The sequence below is a fragment of the Klebsiella sp. HMSC16C06 genome (assembly GCF_001808325.1).
Classification (GTDB): Bacteria; Pseudomonadota; Gammaproteobacteria; order Enterobacterales; family Enterobacteriaceae; genus Klebsiella; species Klebsiella variicola.
In genome coordinates, this window is the sequence record NZ_KV793000.1 from 125176 (window position 1) to 144132 (window position 18957).

The 18957-nt window shown below is 60.4% G+C and carries 21 protein-coding genes, 2 pseudogenes and 1 riboswitch; of the genes and pseudogenes, 14 read left to right on the forward strand and 9 right to left on the reverse strand.

The window, feature by feature from the left end:
* Window positions 1–4: 4 nt before the first annotated feature.
* The gene (ygiD, locus tag HMPREF3142_RS11890; RefSeq protein WP_008806520.1) at window positions 5–796 is read right to left on the reverse strand and encodes a 4,5-DOPA-extradiol-dioxygenase; all 792 of its coding nucleotides are present in this window, start codon (window positions 794–796) and stop codon (window positions 5–7) included.
* Window positions 797–982: 186 nt separating this feature from the next.
* Here ygiD and zupT point away from each other — a divergent pair, with 186 nt between their 5' ends.
* The gene (zupT, locus tag HMPREF3142_RS11895) at window positions 983–1753 is read left to right on the forward strand and encodes a zinc transporter ZupT (RefSeq protein ID WP_008806521.1); all 771 of its coding nucleotides are present in this window, start codon (window positions 983–985) and stop codon (window positions 1751–1753) included.
* A 61-nt stretch (window positions 1754–1814) separates the two neighbouring features.
* Here the strand turns inward: zupT and ribB are convergent, their stop codons facing one another.
* Window positions 1815–2468, reverse strand: coding sequence for a 3,4-dihydroxy-2-butanone-4-phosphate synthase (gene ribB, locus HMPREF3142_RS11900; RefSeq protein ID WP_004174356.1), 654 nt, complete (start codon window positions 2466–2468; stop codon window positions 1815–1817).
* 105 nt (window positions 2469–2573) lie between these two features.
* Window positions 2574–2725: riboswitch (FMN riboswitch) on the reverse strand.
* Between the two features lie 120 nt (window positions 2726–2845).
* On the opposite strand from ribB, the gene ubiK reads away from it, so the two are divergent.
* Window positions 2846–3118, forward strand: coding sequence for a ubiquinone biosynthesis accessory factor UbiK (gene ubiK, locus HMPREF3142_RS11905; RefSeq protein WP_008806522.1), 273 nt, complete (start codon window positions 2846–2848; stop codon window positions 3116–3118).
* Window positions 3119–3153: 35 nt separating this feature from the next.
* Here the strand turns inward: ubiK and glgS are convergent, their stop codons facing one another.
* Window positions 3154–3351 (reverse strand): cell surface composition regulator GlgS, encoded by a 198-nt coding sequence (gene glgS / locus HMPREF3142_RS11910; protein WP_004205248.1) that lies wholly within the window; start codon window positions 3349–3351, stop codon window positions 3154–3156.
* Here glgS and HMPREF3142_RS29410 point away from each other — a divergent pair.
* Window positions 3343–3491 (forward strand): annotated as a pseudogene (locus HMPREF3142_RS29410) (hypothetical protein). The gene glgS and the pseudogene HMPREF3142_RS29410 sit on opposite strands and share 9 nt — an antisense overlap.
* A 77-nt stretch (window positions 3492–3568) precedes the next feature.
* Here the strand turns inward: HMPREF3142_RS29410 and hldE are convergent.
* The 3 genes from hldE to HMPREF3142_RS11925 are packed head-to-tail and all read right to left on the reverse strand — an operon-like array spanning window position 3569 to window position 9217.
* Entirely contained in the window at window positions 3569–5002 is a 1434-nt protein-coding gene (gene hldE / locus HMPREF3142_RS11915) for a bifunctional D-glycero-beta-D-manno-heptose-7-phosphate kinase/D-glycero-beta-D-manno-heptose 1-phosphate adenylyltransferase HldE (RefSeq protein WP_008806524.1), read from the reverse strand.
* Window positions 5003–5060: 58 nt separating this feature from the next.
* A complete protein-coding gene (glnE, locus tag HMPREF3142_RS11920) occupies window positions 5061–7898 on the reverse strand; it encodes a bifunctional [glutamate--ammonia ligase]-adenylyl-L-tyrosine phosphorylase/[glutamate--ammonia-ligase] adenylyltransferase (protein WP_032731260.1) in 2838 nt (945 codons plus the stop codon).
* Window positions 7899–7918: 20 nt separating this feature from the next.
* On the reverse strand, window positions 7919–9217 hold the full coding sequence (locus tag HMPREF3142_RS11925) for a CYTH domain-containing protein (protein ID WP_032733824.1): 1299 nt from the start codon (window positions 9215–9217) through the stop codon (window positions 7919–7921).
* Window positions 9218–9431: 214 nt separating this feature from the next.
* On the opposite strand from HMPREF3142_RS11925, the gene HMPREF3142_RS11930 reads away from it, so the two are divergent.
* The gene (locus tag HMPREF3142_RS11930) at window positions 9432–10052 is read left to right on the forward strand and encodes a TIGR04211 family SH3 domain-containing protein (RefSeq protein ID WP_070612092.1); all 621 of its coding nucleotides are present in this window, start codon (window positions 9432–9434) and stop codon (window positions 10050–10052) included.
* 61 nt (window positions 10053–10113) lie between these two features.
* Window positions 10114–11355, forward strand: a complete 1242-nt coding sequence (locus HMPREF3142_RS11935; RefSeq protein WP_008806528.1) for a multifunctional CCA addition/repair protein — start codon at window positions 10114–10116, stop codon at window positions 11353–11355.
* Window positions 11356–11366: 11 nt separating this feature from the next.
* Here the strand turns inward: HMPREF3142_RS11935 and bacA are convergent, their stop codons facing one another.
* Window positions 11367–12188 carry an undecaprenyl-diphosphate phosphatase gene (gene bacA, locus HMPREF3142_RS11940; protein WP_008806529.1) on the reverse strand — a complete coding sequence of 274 codons (822 nt, stop codon included), beginning with the start codon at window positions 12186–12188 and terminating at the stop codon, window positions 11367–11369.
* A gap of 197 nt (window positions 12189–12385) precedes the next feature.
* The gene (gene folB, locus HMPREF3142_RS11945; RefSeq protein ID WP_004150923.1) at window positions 12386–12769 is read right to left on the reverse strand and encodes a bifunctional dihydroneopterin aldolase/7,8-dihydroneopterin epimerase; all 384 of its coding nucleotides are present in this window, start codon (window positions 12767–12769) and stop codon (window positions 12386–12388) included.
* Between the two features lie 107 nt (window positions 12770–12876).
* Between folB and plsY the strand changes: the two genes are divergently transcribed.
* Both plsY and HMPREF3142_RS30120 read left to right on the forward strand, forming a co-directional pair.
* Window positions 12877–13494 (forward strand): glycerol-3-phosphate 1-O-acyltransferase PlsY, encoded by a 618-nt coding sequence (gene plsY, locus HMPREF3142_RS11950; protein ID WP_008806530.1) that lies wholly within the window; start codon window positions 12877–12879, stop codon window positions 13492–13494.
* A gap of 153 nt (window positions 13495–13647) precedes the next feature.
* Window positions 13648–13743: a hypothetical protein gene (locus HMPREF3142_RS30120; protein WP_046881937.1), complete on the forward strand. Its 96-nt coding sequence runs from the start codon at window positions 13648–13650 to the stop codon at window positions 13741–13743.
* Window positions 13744–13816: 73 nt separating this feature from the next.
* On the opposite strand, the pseudogene HMPREF3142_RS29860 reads toward HMPREF3142_RS30120, so the two are convergent.
* Window positions 13817–13900 (reverse strand): annotated as a pseudogene (locus HMPREF3142_RS29860) (short-chain dehydrogenase); the annotation flags it as partial.
* On the opposite strand from HMPREF3142_RS29860, the gene HMPREF3142_RS11955 reads away from it, so the two are divergent.
* Genes HMPREF3142_RS11955 through ureG form a run of 7 tightly spaced genes read left to right on the forward strand, consistent with a single transcriptional unit; the run spans window position 13890 to window position 18840 of the window.
* Window positions 13890–14714: an urease accessory protein UreD gene (locus tag HMPREF3142_RS11955; protein ID WP_060619859.1), complete on the forward strand. Its 825-nt coding sequence runs from the start codon at window positions 13890–13892 to the stop codon at window positions 14712–14714. The pseudogene HMPREF3142_RS29860 and the gene HMPREF3142_RS11955 overlap by 11 nt on opposite strands.
* A 9-nt stretch (window positions 14715–14723) precedes the next feature.
* Complete coding sequence (locus HMPREF3142_RS11960; protein ID WP_002916871.1) at window positions 14724–15026, forward strand: urease subunit gamma; 303 nt, start codon at window positions 14724–14726, stop codon at window positions 15024–15026.
* Window positions 15027–15035: 9 nt separating this feature from the next.
* Window positions 15036–15356 (forward strand): urease subunit beta, encoded by a 321-nt coding sequence (locus HMPREF3142_RS11965; protein WP_008806532.1) that lies wholly within the window; start codon window positions 15036–15038, stop codon window positions 15354–15356.
* The gene (gene ureC, locus HMPREF3142_RS11970; protein WP_008806533.1) at window positions 15349–17052 is read left to right on the forward strand and encodes an urease subunit alpha; all 1704 of its coding nucleotides are present in this window, start codon (window positions 15349–15351) and stop codon (window positions 17050–17052) included. The genes HMPREF3142_RS11965 and ureC overlap by 8 nt, the downstream gene beginning before the upstream one ends.
* A gap of 9 nt (window positions 17053–17061) precedes the next feature.
* Window positions 17062–17538 carry an urease accessory protein UreE gene (gene ureE, locus HMPREF3142_RS11975; protein WP_008806534.1) on the forward strand — a complete coding sequence of 159 codons (477 nt, stop codon included), beginning with the start codon at window positions 17062–17064 and terminating at the stop codon, window positions 17536–17538.
* A gap of 1 nt (window position 17539) precedes the next feature.
* Complete coding sequence (locus tag HMPREF3142_RS11980) at window positions 17540–18214, forward strand: urease accessory protein UreF (protein WP_008806535.1); 675 nt, start codon at window positions 17540–17542, stop codon at window positions 18212–18214.
* Between the two features lie 8 nt (window positions 18215–18222).
* Window positions 18223–18840: an urease accessory protein UreG gene (ureG, locus tag HMPREF3142_RS11985; RefSeq protein WP_002916877.1), complete on the forward strand. Its 618-nt coding sequence runs from the start codon at window positions 18223–18225 to the stop codon at window positions 18838–18840.
* Window positions 18841–18957 lie beyond the last annotated feature (117 nt).

Consider the following 18957-nt stretch of genomic DNA (forward strand, 5'->3'; position numbering starts at 1 on the left):
ATCATCAGGCGCCAACCACTACCGACAGCATACTCAGCGAGCCCATCTCGATGCCATCGACCGGGATCGTAATCGCTTCAACACCATCCCACGCCCCCAGGATATATAGCAGCGGCAGGAAATGCTCCGCCGTTGGGTTGGAGAGCGAGCCTCCTTCGTGTGCCAGGTAGTTAACCAGCGGGTGCTGCTCGTCCGGCCCCTGCCATTGCAGATTCGCCTTCACGTAGTTATTGAAGGACTCTGCCCATGGGTACGGCGTGTTCTCGCCGTGCCAGCGGGCGGTGCGCAGGTTATGCACCACGTTGCCGCTGGCCACCAGCATAATGCCTTCATCACGCAGCGAGGCCAGTTTCCGCCCCATTTCGAGATGCCAGGCCGGCGGTTTGGTGCTGTCGATGCTCAACTGAACCATCGGGATATCCGCCTGCGGATACATTTTAATCAGCACGCCCCACGAGCCATGGTCAAATCCCCAGGCTTCTTTGTCGAGAGTGACCGGCACAGGCGAGAGCAGCTCCACCAGTCGTTGCGCCAGCGCCGGAGAGCCCGGCGCCGGATAATGGGTGTCATACAGCGCCTGTGGGAAACCGCCGAAGTCGTGAATGGTCTTCGGGGCCTCCATCGCCGTCACGCCCGTACCGCGCGTGAACCAGTGCGCAGAGACCACCACAATCGCCTTCGGACGCGGCAGGGTTTCGCCCAGGTGAGCCCAGGCGCGAGTATAAATGTTGTCTTCCAGCACGTTCATTGGGCTGCCATGGCCGAGAAACAACGCGGGCATTCGGGTAGGGGACATGATGATATCCTTAGGGTGTCAATGTGATGTGCTCACATTACGCGCTTTTGCGCCAGGATAAACTCAGATAACCATGATGATGATCGTCAGAAAATTTGAATGTAAGTCGCGGTAAAGGGACGTGTCCCGTACGCGCATCCTCAGGCAATATACTCATATGCACTTATTTTCACAGGGAGAGTAGCGATGTCATCACCCTTAATATTGACGCTGTTAGCCGGTAGCGCAACCTTTATTGGCGCCATATTCGGCGTGATTGGTCAGAAACCCTCTAACCGTCTGCTTGGCTTCTCCCTCGGCTTTGCCGCCGGGATCATGCTGTTGATTTCATTGATGGAAATGCTGCCTGCCGCGCTGACCGCCGAAGGCATGTCGCCGCTGCTCGGTTACGGGATGTTTGTCATCGGCCTGCTGGGCTATTTCGGCCTTGACCGCCTGCTGCCGCACGCTCACCCGCAGGATCTGATGACCCCCGCCACGCCGCGTCCACGTAATTTACGTCGCACCGCTATTCTGCTGACGTTGGGTATCAGCCTGCATAACTTCCCGGAAGGGATCGCCACCTATGTCACGGCCAGCAACAACCTGGAACTCGGCATGGGCGTGGCCCTCGCCGTTGCCCTGCACAATATTCCTGAAGGACTGGCCGTTGCCGGGCCAGTATATGCCGCCACCGGATCGCGCAGCAAGGCGGTGCTCTGGGCCGGGCTTTCCGGCATGGCGGAAATTTTGGGCGGCGTGCTGGCGTGGCTGATTCTGGGGAGCCTGGTCTCACCGCTGGTGATGGGAGCGATCATGGCCGCTGTGGCCGGGATTATGGTGGCACTGTCCGTCGATGAACTGATGCCGCTGGCGAAAGAGATCGATCCGCAAAGCAACCCAAGCTATGGCGTTTTGTGCGGGATGTCGGTCATGGGGCTGAGCCTGGTGGTACTCCAGACGATGGGCATCGGTTAAAGCGCAGAAACAACACAGCCCACTAAGATGTGGGCTGTGGTCGGGCGTAGCGAACCGCTATTTAGCTGGCTTTACGCTCATGTTCGCGACGATAGGCCACCAGATCTTCAATCGTGACTACCGCCATATTGTGCTGCTGAGCGAACTTGATGCACTCCGGCGCGCGCGCCATGGTGCCATCGTCGTTGGTCAGCTCGCACAGCACGCCTGCGGGTTTAAAGCCAGCCAGGGTCACGAGGTCGATAGTGGCTTCAGTGTGGCCGCCGCGGGTCAGTACGCCACCCGGCTGCGCACGCAGCGGGAAAACGTGGCCAGGACGGTTGAGATCGGAAGGTTTCGCGCCGTCGGCAATGGCCGCGCGGACGGTGGTCACGCGGTCGGCAGCGGAGACGCCGGTGGTCACACCTTCGGCCGCTTCGATGGTCACGGTAAAGCCGGTGCCGTAGGCGCTGGTGTTGTTCTCTACCATCATCGGCAGATCCAGCTGTTTGCGGCGATCTTCGGTCAGGCACAGGCACACAATGCCGCTGCCGTGACGAATGGTCAGCGCCATCTGCTCAACGGTCATGGTTTCGGCGGCGAAGATCATATCGCCTTCGTTTTCACGGTCTTCATCATCAAGCACCATCACGCCGCGGCCTTCGCGCAGGGCGTCCAAAGCGTGTTCCACACGTTCAAAAGCGGTACCAAAAGAAGAAAGGAGCGTCTGATTCATGGTAAAAAAACCTCATTAAAATTATGGTTACCAGAATCAGGGCAGTCTTAGGAGCGCCGGTTTAGCGGCAAAAGTCAACGCGAGCGGGCCTGGACCCGACTGTGCCGTTACTCTCTCCCATCCGGACTTTAACCGTCGGCCCCGGAATTACACCGGATCTGCTGACCTTCCCGTAGTCACGGGAAGCGCTCGCGGGCTTTCAACGCAATGGTTGATTTACCGCCGGTGGGGAATTTCGCCCCGCCCTGAGAATAAGCGAGATAACTATAACGCTATTGACTATCCTCGGCAATGCATAAGCTTCAAACATTTCTGGTTTATAGGCGGCCTGGTTCGCACTACAATGATCAATCATCCGACCCGAGCAGGAAACCACCATGATTGACCCGAAAAAAATTGAACAAATCGCCCGCCAGGTCCATGAGTCGATGCCAAAAGGACTTCGCGATCTGGGTGAGGATGTTGAGAAGAAAATCCGCCAGGCGCTGCAGTCGCAGCTGACCCGCCTGGATCTGGTCAGCCGCGAAGAGTTTGACGTACAGACTCAGGTTTTGCTGCGGACCCGCGAAAAACTGGCGCTGCTGGAGCAGCGTCTGAATGACCTCGAAAACCGCCAGGCAGCGACGCCTGGCAGCGAAGAGCAGCCGTAAAAAACGGGCCCTCAGGGGCCCGTTTTGCGTTTAGCTTAGTGGGCGGCTTCCGCCGGGCTGTTTACCTGACGACAGTAAAGTTCATAACGCTGGCAAAACCATTCACGATGCTCTTCATCCATATTGCCGACAATAGCCTGAAGATCAACTGGCTGGCCTTGCGCGTGCATTCTGGCGAAACTCCGCGCCAAAAAATCAAAATTCTTCATTGAATACATATCGTTATGGTTCATGCGCATACTCCTTCAGCGGTGGATGTTCTGATCAGTCATATGCCTTTACTCACTTCAGTATTTACGCTTACCTTAACGCGATTTGTACGAAAAATGCGCTTAATATGATTATTTATTGCGCTAAATCATTTTCCACATGATTAAATAAAAACGGCCCGCGATATCTCCATCGCGGGCCGTGATGCTTCACCGTACAAGCCGGTGAATAGCGAAAAGATTATTTATCGCTATCTTTTTGTATTTTCTTAATAATATTGGTGGTCGAGCAACCATCTTCAAAGTTGAGCACCAGCACTTCGCCGCCGTTAGCCCAGACTTCTTCGCTGCCGGCGATCTGTTCCGGCTTATAATCGCCGCCTTTGACCAGCAGGTCCGGCAGGATACCGGCAATCAGCCGCTGCGGGGTGTCTTCCTCGAAGGAGACCACCCAGTCGACGGCCTCCAGCGCCCCCAGCACGATCATCCGCTGCTCCAGCGGGTTCACCGGGCGGGTTTCGCCTTTCAGACGTTTGGTTGAGGCATCGCTGTTGACCGCCACGATCAGACGGTCGCCCAGCTTGCGCGCATTCGCCAGATAGGAGACATGGCCGGCATGCAGAATATCGAAGACCCCGTTGGTCATCACCACTTTCTCACCGCGCTTGCGCGCTGCCGCAACCGCCTGTTTGAGTTCCTCTTCGCTCATCACGCCAAAGCCGGTCTCAGCCCGGCCGCGGACCGCGTTTTCCAGCTCGACAGGAGAAACGGTGGAGGTCCCCAGCTTACCGACCACCACGCCCGCCGCGGCGTTGGCGAAATAGCAGGCCTCTTCCAGGGTGTTGCCGGAGGCCAGGGTCGCCGCCAACACGCCAATCACCGTGTCGCCGGCGCCGGTGACATCGTACACTTCCTGGGCCTGGGTCGGCATATGCAGCGGCGGACGCCCCGGCTGCAGCAGCGTCATCCCCTGCTCAGAACGCGTCACCAGCAGCGCTGACAGTTCAAATTCGGCGATGAGCTTCATGCCGCGTTCAACGATCTCCGCTTCATCCTGACACTTGCCCACCACCGCTTCAAACTCAGAGAGGTTCGGGGTGAGTAGCGTCGCGCCGCGGTAGCGTTCGAAATCGGTGCCTTTCGGATCGATCAGCACCGGCACGCCCGCTTCACGGGCGAGCGCGATCATGGTCTGGACGCTGGTCAGCGCCCCTTTGGCGTAGTCCGAGAGAACCAGCGCGCCAATGGAGCCCAGCGCCTGCTGAATGCGCTCGTGCATCGGCTGCGGATCCACGCCGGAGAAGCCCTCTTCAAAGTCGAGGCGGATCAGTTGCTGATTGCGCGACAGCACCCGCAGCTTGGTGATGGTCGGGTGAGTCGGGACGGAGACGAAGTCGCACTTCACATTCACATTGGCCAGCGCCTGGCTCAGCGCGCGGGCAGCGTCATCAATCCCGGTCAATCCCACCAGGCGCGACGTTGCCCCCAGGGAGGCGATGTTCATCGCTACGTTTGCCGCGCCGCCAGGACGTTCTTCGATATTTTCCACCTTCACCACCGGCACCGGGGCTTCCGGGGAAATACGACTGGTGGGGCCGTACCAGTAGCGGTCCAGCATCACATCACCCACCACCAACACTCCTGCACGTTCAAACTCCGGCAGCGTTACTTTCATGACTCTCTCCTGCGAGACGCAAACTTTGCGCGCGATAATAGCACACCCGATTTTATAGTTAAGCCATCAGCCACTTCTGCCAGCTGGCGCTGACCTGCTGACGCTCCCGGCTGAAGGCCTCTGGCGCCACGTGTCCCGGCTGCTCCTGCAGGGCCAGGTGATGGAGCGCATCACGCAAGGTGGTGTATGCATGCGTTAAGGCGCGCGCCTCCTCCTCGTCCATGATGTCGTTCTGCGCCAGCAGCTCAAGAATACGCACGTTGTCAGACCAGCGGGTCAGCTTCGGCTTGTCACTGGCATAGCGTAGGACCAGATACTGAGTAATAAATTCAATATCGGTGATCCCGCCGGCATCGGCTTTGATATCAAAACGATCGGGATGTTTGTTGCCAAGGTGGGCGCGCATCTTCTCGCGCATCTCGCGAACCTCGGTCTGCAGGGTCATCCCCTCCCGCGGGGTGGTCAGGATATCGCGACGAATGGCGTCAAAGCGCGCCTGCAGCGCCGGGTCGCCATAGACCACGCGGGCGCGCACCAGCGCCTGATGTTCCCACGTCCAGGCTTCGTTCTGCTGATAGTCAGCAAACGCGTCGGCGGTGGTGACCAGCATCCCCGCCGCGCCAGAAGGACGCAGCCGGGCGTCCACTTCGTAGAGAATACCGGACGAGGTGCGGGTGCTGAACAGGTGCATGATCCGCTGGGCCAGCCGCAGGTAGAACTGACGGCCGTCAATCTCCCGCTCGCCGTCGGTCATCACCTCCGCCGGGCAGTCATGGAGGAACACCAGATCGAGATCGGAGCTGTAGCCCAGCTCCCAGCCGCCAAGCTTACCGTAGCCGACGACGGCGAAGCCGCGACCCTGGCGATCGTGCAGGTGGGTCGGCTGGCCGTAGCGAGCGACCATCTGCCCCCATGCCTGCTGCACCACCGCGTCGAGGATCGCTTCGGCAAGCCAGGTTAAGTGATCGCTGACCTTCATCACCGGCAGGGTACCAGCGATATCCGCCGCCGCGATATGCAGCTGCTGCGCCTGCTTAAACTGGCGCAACGCCTCCAGCTGCTGCTCTTCATCCTCTTCCGGCACGCGCAGCAGGTACTGGCGCAGCTCGTCGCGATAGGCATCGGTCGCCGTCGGCTGATAGAGAGTGTTGGGATCCAGCAGCTCATCCAGCAGCAGCGGGTGGCGCGCCAGCTGGCTGGCGACCATCGGCGACGCCGCGCAGAGCGTGATCAGGTGCTTCAGCGCGCCGGGGAATTCGCTCAGCAGCTCAAGATAGGTGGTACGGGTGACGATCCCGGTCAACAGCGGCGTGATCCGCGCCAGAGGCAGCGGCGCATCGGCGCGCGAGCAGATTTCGCTCAGCAGATGCGGCATCAGCTGATCCAGCACCTGGCGGCCGCGCGGGCCGATGGTGCGCCGATCCAGCTCTTTACGAAAATCGGCAATCAGCGCCAGCACGCTACGGCGGTCGGTATCGTTTAAATGCGCCAGCGCCGGGCTGGCGTCATCTTCTTCCAGCGCATCCTGCCACAGCTCGCGCCAGTACTCGGCCAGTTGCTCATCCGGGGACTGATCCTCATCATCGCCGATCAGTTCATTAAACACTCGCCGCACGTTGGCCATCTGGCTCGCCAGCTGCGCGCTCAGCGTCTCCCAGTCTTCGGTATGCATCCCCCACGCCAGCCTGGCGCGGTTAAGTTCATCCTGCGGCAGGGTCTGGGTCTGCTCATCGTTGATGCTTTGCAGCAGGTTTTCCAGCCGGCGCAGGAACAGATAGGCCTCGCGCAGCAGCGCCGCGTCGCCTTCCGGCAGCAGATGTAGCTCATCAATCGCCGCCAGCGTCGGCAGCAGGGCGCGCTGCTGCAGTGCAGGTTCGCGACCACCGCGGATCAGCTGAAAGACCTGAACGATAAACTCAATTTCACGGATCCCGCCGGCGCCGAGCTTGATGTTGTCTTTCAGCCCGCGACGCCGCACTTCGCGGGCGATCATGCCTTTCATGTTACGCAGCGACTGGATCACGCTGAAGTCGATATAACGGCGGAAGACGAAAGGACGGAGCATCGCGCGCAACTCGCTGGCGTACACGCCGTCGTTATCCCCCATGATCCGCGCTTTCACCATCGCATAGCGTTCCCAGTCCCGACCCTGCTCCTGGTAATAATCTTCCAGTGCCGCAAAGCTGAGTACCAGCGGCCCACTGTCGCCAAACGGCCGCAGGCGCATGTCAACCCGATAGACAAAGCCGTCCTGCGTCGGCTGGTCAAGGGCCTTGATCAGCCGCTGCCCCAGACGGGTAAAGAACTGGGCGTTATCCAGCTCGCGGCGGCCGCCGCGCGTGGCGCCATGCTCAGGCCAGGCAAAGATCAGATCGATATCGGAAGAGAAGTTCAGCTCGCCGCCGCCCAGCTTTCCCATCCCGAGGATCAGCAGCGGCTGCGGCTGGCCCTCGGCATTGCATGGCGTTCCCCACTCCTTACAGCAGGCGGCGTAGAGCCAGTCGCGGGCGGCGACAATCAGGGTCTCCGCCAGGGCGCTCAGCTGCTGCAGGGTCTCTTCTTCGCTCACCAGCGACAGCGCCTGCGCCCAGGCGATGCGGACCATCATCTGGCGGCGGAAGAGACGCAGCTCTCGCATCAACCCCGCTTCGTCAGTGACGGCCTGCAGGCGATCCTGCAGCCAGGCCTCGTAATGCCGCCACTCTTCCGCCTCCGGCGAGGAGTCCGCAAGCTCATTCAGCCAGCCCGGCTGGGCGATCACACTCTGTTCGACAAAATCGCTGAACGCCATGACCGACCTGGCCTGTGGGCTCAGTTCGGCAATGGGAAAATCCGCTGGCAGACGGTCAGCGACCGTCTGCCAGTGCTGCTGTAATTGCGGAGAAAGCGGCATCATAAGGGCTCCCTGGCCTGAAATTATCGTCTTCCACTATGCAGCCAGAACGGCTCGGCAGCCAGCGCCTGGCGACGGAAATATTCAAAGACGCTGCGATCGTCATGTGCTATTGCACGGTGAAGCTCCTGCCAGTTCTCCAGCCACGGCGCGACGGCGTCGCCATAGGCGCCCGCCAGCAGTTGGACGCTGTCGATGTCACGGGACAGCTTCGGCAACTGGTCGGCGGCATCTTCAACCGCCAGATGCTGCACGGCGCCGCGCAGCTCGGCCGCCACCCGCGAGAGGTTAATATCGGCAAACCGTTTGAACGATCCGGCTATTTTTTTCTCTCCTGCCTCGTTGAGGAACGGACGCCAGCCGCGCTGGACCAGCCATTCGGTCAGGGCCAGTTTGGCGCCGACGACCTCAGTGCGGAATAACGCCTCGTCGGCGGTGTCCGCGGCCAGCAGAACGGCTTCGGCGTCGTTCAGCAACGCGCGGAGCTGGGTGGTCGCCTTACGCGGCACGATGCCGCCGAACAGCACGAGGGTATGGCGCACGCGGGCTAACGCCAGCAGGATTTCCGCTTTGGCTTTCGCATTGCCGCGCAGCCATACTTCGTCGTGATACAGCCAGTGCGCCAGGGCGCTCTCCAGCGCCGCCTCCAGCCCCTGCTCCACGCTGGCCTTCGCCGCCACCGTCAGCACCGTCAGCGAGGTGACGGGACGCTCGCCATTGCCTTGCGCCAGATGATACCCGCGCGCGGCTTTGCTCAGGCTCCCCTGACGCAGGACGCCGCTCTCCAGCAGACGGTGCGCAAGGCGCAGCAGATCGGCAGTCTCCCCGGCAAACAGCTCCAGCTCCAGTTCGCAGATCGGCTCCTGATGTTCGCCAGCCTTCACTTCGCCGCGATCGAGGGCGATCTCAATCTCACTATTCCCTTCCTGTATCACCCAACGTTCACGGGCAAAATCAGTGCTGAACAGCGGCTGGACATGCTCCGCCAGCGCGGCCGGGAGCTCGCCTTGCGGCCAGACCTCCGCCGGCAGGCGCTCAAGCGCCAGCTCCGGTTTATCCAGTGGGATATTGTATTCCGGACGCTGGTGCAGCCCCCCTACCACCCGACCGGCAATTTTCAGCGTCATTTCATAACGCCCCTGGTCGCCGCGGATGCGCAGCCCCATATCGTGACGACGCAGCCAGTTATCGGCGGTTTCGTAATAAATGTTCAGTAACTGGCCCGCAGGCGTATGTTTCGCCTCGAGCGCATTGAGCTGCTCGCGCAGCGTCTCTACCCCATTCTGAGCGACGATAAACTTGAGTTCGATTTCTTGAGCCATGACTGAATTCTTCCGCTTCTGTGCTGCGCCGACAAATTGCGGCGAACTTACGACGATATTTTTTGTCAGTAGATAGTATTTTGCGGCGAATCGCCATGCAACGCGCTTTTTGCCGGGCCACCTCCTGGATGATTCCGATTGTGGTGGAAAACTTTGCGTCGCTCTGGCGATGCCTCTACTATCGTTCCACTTTTTATGACCAAACGATGACCTGATGCCAAAATTACGCCTGATTACTTTTACTTTGCTCGCGCTTAGCGCCGCTACGGCGGTTCACGCAGAAGAAAAGCGCTACGTTTCCGATGAGCTGAACACCTGGGTTCGCAGCGGCCCGGGCGATAATTATCGTCTGGTCGGCACCATCAACGCCGGGGAAGAAGTGTCGGTGCTGCAAACGAACGACAGCACCAGTTACGCGCAGGTCCGCGACAGCAATGGCCGTACCGCCTGGATCCCGTTGAAAGAGCTGAGCAATGAGCCCAGCCTGCGCACCCGCGTCCCGGATCTGGAAAACCAGGTCAAAACGCTGACCGATAAGCTGAACAACATCGACGCCACCTGGAACCAGCGCACGGCGGATATGCAGAAGAAAGTCGCCGGCAGCGACAGCGCGATTAACGCGCTGAAGGACGAGAACCAGAAGTTGAAAAACGAGCTGGTGGTCGCGCAGAAGAAGGTGAATGCGGCGAATCTGCAGCTTGATGAAAAACAGCGCACCATTATCATGCAGTGGTTCATGTACGGCGGCGGCGTGCTCGGCGTCGGTCTGCTGCTGGGTCTGGTGCTGCCGCATCTGGTGCCAAGCCGCAAACGTAAAGACCGGTGGATGAACTAATTCGTCTTCTCTGCCAGACTTACGTATCATCTTGCGAAAAACAGATACGGGAGAATCGGGCGTGAAGAGCTATCTGGTCGGCGGTGCGGTGCGCGATGCGCTATTAGGGCTGCCGGTCAAAGACCGAGACTGGGTGGTGGTGGGCGCCACCCCGCAACAGATGCTTGACGCGGGCTACCAACAGGTAGGCCGCGACTTTCCCGTGTTCCTCCATCCGCAAAGCCGGGAGGAGTATGCCCTGGCCCGTACCGAGCGCAAATCCGGCGCGGGCTATACCGGTTTTACCTGCTATGCCGCCCCGGACGTGACCCTCGAAGCCGATCTGCTGCGCCGCGACCTGACGGTCAACGCCCTCGCCCAGGATGCCGATGGCACGATCATCGACCCCTACGGCGGGCAAAACGATCTCCGCCTGCGCCTGCTGCGCCATGTCTCTCCCGCCTTTAGCGAAGATCCGCTGCGCGTGCTGCGTGTGGCGCGCTTTGCTGCCCGCTATGCGCATCTGGGCTTTCGCATTGCCGAAGAAACCCAGGCCCTGATGCATGCGATGGTTGAGGCCGGTGAGCTGGCGCATTTAACGCCGGAGCGGGTGTGGAAAGAGACGGAAAGCGCGTTAACCACCCGCAATCCGCAGGTCTTTTTCCAGACGCTGCGCGACTGCCAGGCTCTTAAGGTGCTGTTTCCGGAAATTGACGCGCTGTACGGCGTGCCGGCCCCGGCGAAGTGGCACCCGGAAATCGACACCGGCCTGCACACCCTGATGACCGTCACGATGGCCGCGATGCTGTCGCCGGATGTCGACGTGCGTTTCGCCACCCTGTGTCATGACCTCGGTAAAGGACTGACGCCGAAAGCGCTCTGGCCGCGTCACCACGGCCATGGCCCGGCGGGCGTCAAGCTGGTAGAACAGATCTGCGCGCGTCTGCGGGTGCCAAACGATATCCGCGATCTCGCGAAACTGGTGGCGGAGTACCATGACTTGATCCACACCCTGCCGATCCTGCAGCCGAAAACCCTCGTCAAACTCTTCGACAGCATTGACGCCTGGCGTAAACCGCAGCGCGTGCAGCAGATCGCCCTCACCAGCGAAGCCGACGTCCGCGGACGCACCGGTTTCGAGGCCAGCGATTACCCGCAGGGGCGCCTGCTGCTTGAGGCCTGGGAAGTGGCGCAGTCTGTCTCCACCAAAGAGGTAGTGGCGGCGGGCTTTAAAGGGGCGGAAATTCGCGAAGAGCTGACGCGGCGGAGAATTGCTGCGGTGGCGCAGTGGAAGGAACAGCGTTGCCCCCAGCCGCAAGGCTGAGGGCACTGGTCTTAGAAGAAGACCACGTAAACGGCTGCCGCCACGATAAAGCGGTAGATAGCGAACGGGATAAACGAGATCCGCTTGATCAGCTGCAGGAAGGTTTTAATCGCAATCAGCGCCACGATAAACGCCATCACGAAGCCGACGGCAAACATCGGCACATCGCCCATGTTCAGGAAGCCGATGCTCTTGTAGACGTCCAGCACGGTGGCGCCCATCATCATCGGTACCGCCAGCAGGAAAGAGAACTCCGACGCCGCGTAGCGGCTGACGCCCATCAGCATGCCGCCGGAGATAGTCGCCCCCGAGCGCGAGAACCCCGGCCACAGCGCCAGACACTGAAAGCAGCCGATGACAAACGCCTGACGATAGGTCATATCGTCAATCCCGACCGCGCGCGGCTGTTTCGGCTTGAGTACTTCTGCCGCAATCAGCAATACGCCGCCGACAATCAGGGCGTACATCACGTTTACCGGGTTAAATAAGGATTTAATGGTGTCGTGGAAAATCAGCCCCAGCACCACCGCGGGGATCATGCCGAGGAGGATATGGATAAGCGACAAGCGACCGCTGCCTTTGCCTTCATGCTCCGGCGGCCTGCCGAAATGGATGCCGATCAGACCGAACAAACGACGCCAGAACATCACCACTACGGCGAGTATCGAGCCTAGCTGAATAACCACTTCAAAGGTATTTGCCGTATCACCTTCAAACCCCAGCAGGTGACCAACAATAATCATATGACCGGTACTGGAAACAGGTAAAAACTCTGTCAACCCCTCAACCACACCCAATATTGCCGCCACCAGCAGCGAGTGTATATCGCTCATTCAATTAAACCCTTTAAAAAGTAAAATGAAAAAAACCAGGAACACATTATCGATCAACAGGCGCAACCCGACAGCCAGAGCGCGCGTAATCCGCAGCGTACAGGAAGTACACGCGGATTCGTCCACCGTTCTGGAAGGACATCGCCAGTAAAATTGCCTGATGACCGGATGCTATGACCGGTATAAACGCAATTTGTTTAACAAGTATGACCTGAAAAGTTTTGTTTCAGATTAAGGCCACGTTCAATAATCACACCGACATTTGCCGCGCGGGCCACGGCGCCAGGTTTGCTGACTTTAATACGCACCCATGGCGACTGGAATGTTTCCAGCAGCAGGTCGGCCACTTCTTCCGCCACCCGCTCCACTAACGCGAATTTTCCCCCCTCCACATGCGCGATCACTCGCTCGCTGATATCAGCATAGCTGAGGCAGTCGCTGACATCATCGCTGGCGGCCGCCTTGCGGTTATCCCATGCAATTTCGATATCGAACACCAGCTTCTGCTCAATGGTTTGTTCCCAGTCATAAACACCAATGGTGGTGATTACCGAAAGTTGCTCTATAAATACAATATCCATCACGCCCTGCCTGCTTTTTAGCTAAACCGGATACCACTTCCGGCGAATTATGCGTATTATCCACAGATGCAGAGAATACAACGACATTTTCAAAACGGAACAGCGTTATGAGTGCAATCGCGCCTGGACTGGTACTCCTCGCCTACCTCTGCGGCTCCATTTCCAGCGCCATTCTGGTATGTCGCCTTGCTGGCCTGCCCGACCCACGCGACAGCGGCTCAGGCAACCCCGGGGCCACTAACGTACTACGAATTGGCGGAAAAGGGGCGGCCGTAGCGGTACTTATTTTTGATGTGCTGAAGGGCATGCTCCCGGTGTGGGGCGCCTGGGCGCTGGGCCTTACGCCATTCTGGCTGGGGTTAGTGGCGATTGCCGCCTGCGTGGGCCATATCTGGCCAGTCTTCTTTCATTTCCGCGGCGGTAAAGGCGTCGCCACGGCCTTCGGCGCTATCGCCCCCATCGGTCTCGATCTGACCGGGGTGATGGCCGGGACCTGGCTGCTGACCATCCTGCTCAGCGGCTACTCATCCCTTGGCGCTATCGTCAGCGCGCTTATCGCGCCTTTCTACGTCTGGTGGTTTAAACCGCAGTACACTTTTCCGGTGTCGATGCTCTCCTGCCTGATCCTCCTGCGCCATCATGACAATATTCAGCGTCTGTGGCGCCGCCAGGAGAGCAAAATCTGGACCCGGATGAAGAAGAAAAAAGCGCCAGAGCAGAAATAATCTCCCCTCCCGGCCCCGTCTGCCGGGAGGATCCCCGGGCCTGTTTGCCCATCTCACCCGCACTTTTGCCCCACGTCGTCATGATACGCGGTAATCGCCGCATCCCCCTTTTATAACAACGCGTTATCGGCAACTAAAAAAAAGTTCCGCCGCCTGCTGGCATCGGGGACGGGCCCGCCCTCCCGCCTTATCCGCCGCGGCCAGTCAGCGGATAAGGATATTGACGGCAAAGATTATCCGGGTGAATAATCCGGAGCGGTTATACCGCTTTCCCCTCGCGCCCGTCGCGACGCGCCGGGTAACGAATGACATAAGCGTTTCATATGACCGGGAAAATCTCCCGCCGATCAATACTCATTGCTGTTGTTTTATCTTGATTTTGCAGGGGCGCAACATTGCACGGCACCGTGTTACCACCACTCAAAAAAGGCTGGCAGGCTACGCTGGATCTCCGCTTTCAGCAGGCCGGAGGCAAGACCGTTCTCGCCAGCGCCCAACACGTCGGCCCGCTGACCGTCCAGCGCCCGTTTTACCCGGAAGAAGAGACCTGTCACCTCTATCTGCTTCACCCGCCCGGTGGCATCGTCGGCGGTGATGAGCTGACAATTAGCGCCCACCTTGACCCCGGCTGCCATACGCTGATAACCATGCCTGGCGCCAGCAAGTTTTACCGCAGCAGTGGTGCGCAAGCGCTATTGCGCCAGCAGTTGACCCTCGCCCCGCAGGCGACCCTGGAGTGGCTCCCGCAGGATGCCATCTTCTTTCCCGGGGCCAATGCCCGGCTGTCCACCACCTTTCATCTTTGCGCCTCCAGCACGCTGCTGGCATGGGATCTGCTCTGCCTTGGCCGCCCGGTGATTGGTGAAACCTTCAGCTACGGCACCCTCAGCAACCGGCTGGAAGTGTGGGTGGATGAGATACCGCTGCTGGTTGAGCGCCTGCACCTGCAGGAGGGAGAGCTGTCCAGCGTCGCCGAACGTCCCTGGGTCGGCACTTTGCTGTGCTATCCGGCTACCGATGCCCTGCTCGACGGGGTGCGCGACGCGCTGGCGCCGCTCGGTCTCTACGCTGGCGCCAGCCTGACCGACCGCCTGCTGACGGTGCGTTTCCTCAGTGACGATAATCTGATTTGCCAACAGGTGATGCGCGACGTCTGGCAGTTTCTGCGCCCTCATCTCACCGGCAAATCCCCCGTACTTCCCCGAATCTGGCTGACTTAAGAGAACGTTATGGAACTGACCCCCCGAGAAAAAGACAAGCTGTTGCTGTTTACCGCCGCGCTGGTGGCGGAACGCCGCCTGGCCCGCGGCCTGAAGCTCAACTATCCGGAGTCCGTGGCCCTCATCAGCGCCTTTATTATGGAAGGCGCCCGCGACGGCAAAAGCGTGGCCTCACTGATGGAGGAAGGCCGTCACGTCCTGACCCGCGAGCAGGTGATGGAGGGCGTCCCGGAAATGATCCCGGATATCCAGGTCGAAGCCACCTTTCCGGACGGTTCGAAGCTGGTCACCGTTCACAACCCGATAATCTGAGGTAGCGCCATGATCCCCGGTGAATATCACGTTAAGCCCGGTCAGATAGCCCTGAATACCGGCCGGGCGACCTGCCGCGTGGTCGTTGAGAACCACGGCGATCGACCGATTCAGGTCGGTTCGCACTACCATTTCGCCGAGGTCAACCCGGCGCTGAAGTTCGACCGTCAGCAGGTCACTGGCTATCGCCTGAATATCCCGGCCGGCACGGCGGTACGTTTTGAACCCGGCCAGAAACGCGAGGTCGAGCTGGTGGCCTTCGCCGGTCACCGCGCTGTCTTCGGCTTCCGCGGCGAGGTCATGGGCCCTCTGGAGGCAAACGATGAGTAATATTTCACGCCAGGCCTATGCCGATATGTTCGGCCCCACCGTCGGTGACAAGGTGCGCCTGGCGGATACCGAGCTGTGGATCGAGGTGGAAGATGATTTGACCACCTACGGAGAAGAGGTCAAATTCGGCGGCGGCAAAGTGATCCGCGACGGGATGGGTCAGGGACAGATGCTGGCCGCCGACTGTGTCGACCTGGTGCTCACCAACGCGCTGATCGTTGATCACTGGGGGATCGTCAAGGCCGATATCGGCGTGAAGGACGGGCGGATCTTCGCCATCGGCAAAGCCGGCAATCCCGATATCCAGCCCAACGTCACCATCCCCATCGGCGCCGCGACGGAAGTGATTGCCGCCGAAGGCAAGATCGTCACCGCCGGCGGGATCGATACCCATATTCACTGGATCTGTCCGCAGCAGGCGGAAGAGGCGCTGGTCTCCGGCGTGACCACCATGGTCGGCGGCGGCACCGGCCCGGCCGCGGGCACCCATGCCACCACCTGCACCCCGGGCCCCTGGTATATCTCACGCATGCTGCAAGCGGCCGACAGCCTGCCGGTCAATATCGGCCTGCTGGGCAAGGGCAACGTTTCTCAGCCGGATGCCCTGCGCGAGCAGGTAGCGGCGGGCGTCATTGGCCTGAAAATTCATGAGGACTGGGGCGCCACCCCGGCGGCGATCGACTGTGCGTTAACCGTCGCCGATGAAATGGACATTCAGGTCGCCCTGCACAGCGACACCCTCAATGAGTCCGGTTTTGTGGAAGATACCCTCGCCGCCATCGGCGGGCGCACTATTCACACCTTCCATACCGAAGGGGCCGGCGGCGGCCATGCGCCGGACATCATCACCGCCTGCGCCCATCCGAACATTTTGCCGTCGTCCACCAACCCAACGCTGCCCTACACCCTCAACACCATCGATGAACATCTCGATATGCTGATGGTCTGCCACCATCTGGACCCGGACATTGCTGAGGACGTGGCCTTTGCCGAATCGCGCATTCGCCGGGAAACCATCGCCGCGGAAGACGTGCTGCACGACCTCGGCGCTTTCTCGCTCACCTCCTCCGATTCGCAGGCCATGGGTCGCGTCGGGGAAGTGGTTCTCCGCACCTGGCAGGTGGCGCATCGCATGAAGGTACAGCGCGGAGCGCTGGCGGAAGAGACCGGGGATAACGACAACTTCCGTGTGAAGCGCTACATCGCCAAATACACTATCAACCCGGCGCTGACCCACGGCATCGCGCACGAAGTCGGATCCATTGAGGTGGGTAAGCTGGCGGACCTCGTGGTTTGGTCACCAGCCTTCTTTGGTGTGAAACCGGCCACCGTGATCAAAGGCGGCATGATCGCCATCGCGCCGATGGGCGATATCAATGCCTCGATTCCGACCCCGCAGCCGGTGCACTACCGTCCGATGTTTGGCGCCCTGGGCAGCGCCCGCCATCACTGCCGCCTCACCTTCCTGTCGCAGGCGGCGGCGGACAACGGCGTTGCCGAACGGCTGAACCTGCGCAGCGCGATCGCCGTGGTAAAAGGCTGCCGTACGGTGCAAAAAGCCGACATGGTGCACAACAGCCTGCAGCCTAACATCACCGTCGACGCGCAGACTTATGAGGTGCGGGTGGATGGCGAACTCATCACCAGCGAGCCGGCAGACGTTCTGCCGATGGCGCAACGATATTTTCTGTTTTAAGGAGAGCGGATGCTTTATTTAACTCAACGTCTGGAGACCCCCGCCGCCGCGACCGCCAGCGTTACGCTGCCGATTGACGTTCGCGTCAAAAGCCGGGTTAAGGTCACCCTCAACGATGGCCGGGAAGCCGGTCTGCTGCTGCCCCGCGGCCTGCTGCTGCGCGGCGGCGATGTGCTCAGCAACGAAGAAGGCACCGAGTTTGTGCAGGTGATTGCCGCTGATGAAGGGGTGTCGGTAGTGCGCTGCGACGATCCGTTTATGCTGGCGAAGGCCTGCTACCACCTCGGCAACCGTCACGTGCCGCTGCAGATCATGCCGGGCGAGCTGCGCTACCATCACGATCACGTGCTGGACGATATGCTGCGCCAGTTCGGCCTGACGGTGACCTTTGGCCAGCTGCCGTTCGAGCCGGAAGCCGGCGCTTACGCCAGCGAAAGCCACGGTCATCATCATGCTCATCATGCCCACCACGCTCACAGCCACTAGCATGTCGACAGCGGAACAACGCCTGCGGCTGATGCAGCTGGCCAGCAGCAACCTGCCGATAGGCGGTTACAGCTGGTCCCAGGGGCTGGAGTGGGCTGTGGAAGCCGGCTGGGTGCCGGACGTCGCGGCCTTCGAGCGCTGGCAGCGACGCCAGATGACGGAAGGCTTTTTTACCGTTGACCTGCCGCTGTTCGCCCGCCTGTACCGCGCCTGCGAACAAGGCGATATCGCTGCGGCCCAGCGCTGGACCGCCTATCTGCTGGCCTGCCGGGAAACTCGTGAACTGCGGGAGGAAGAGCGCAACCGCGGCGCGGCGTTTGCCCGTCTGCTGAGCGACTGGCAGCCGGACTGTCCGCCGGCGTGGCGCACGCTGTGCCAGCAAAGCCAGCTCGCCGGGATGGCCTGGCTCGGCGTGCGCTGGCGCATCGCGCTGCCCGAGATGGCCCTCAGCCTGGGCTACAGCTGGATTGAGAGCGCCGTGATGGCCGGCGTCAAGCTGGTGCCCTTCGGTCAGCAGGCCGCCCAGCAGCTGATTTTACGTCTTTGCGACCACTACGCGGCCGAGATGCCCCGCGCGCTGGCCGCGCCGGACGGCGATATCGGATCGGCCACCCCGCTCGCCGCTATCGCCTCGGCCCGGCATGAAACCCAATACTCCCGATTATTCCGTTCCTAGGAGAAGCCATGAACTCTTATAAACACCCGCTGCGCGTCGGCGTCGGCGGCCCGGTCGGCTCCGGTAAAACCGCTCTGCTGGAAGCGCTGTGCAAAGCGATGCGTGATACCTGGCAGCTGGCGGTGGTCACTAACGACATCTATACCAAAGAAGATCAGCGCATCCTCACCGAAGCGGGCGCGCTGGCGCCTGAACGCATCGTCGGTGTGGAAACCGGCGGCTGCCCGCATACGGCGATCCGCGAAGATGCCTCAATGAACCTCGCCGCCGTGGAAGCGCTGAGTGAAAAGTTCGGTAACCTCGACCTTATCTTCGTGGAAAGCGGCGGCGACAACCTGAGCGCCACCTTCAGCCCGGAGCTGGCGGATCTGACCATCTACGTCATCGACGTGGCCGAAGGGGAGAAGATCCCGCGCAAAGGCGGACCGGGGATCACCAAATCCGATTTCCTGGTGATCAATAAAACCGACCTTGCCCCCTATGTGGGCGCGTCGCTGGAGGTGATGGCAAGCGATACCCAGCGTATGCGCGGCGATCGCCCATGGACCTTCACCAACCTGAAGCAGGGCGACGGCCTGAGCACCATTATCGCCTTCCTTGAAGACAAAGGCATGCTCGGCAAATAGGCCTGTTGCACCAGCCGGGCGCAGGCGCGTCCGGATGGTGCAGCCCCTGCTCTCTCTTCTATCACCCTGCACCATCCTCCCCGCCACGCCTGCCCTGCAATATGGCATAAGGTTTGC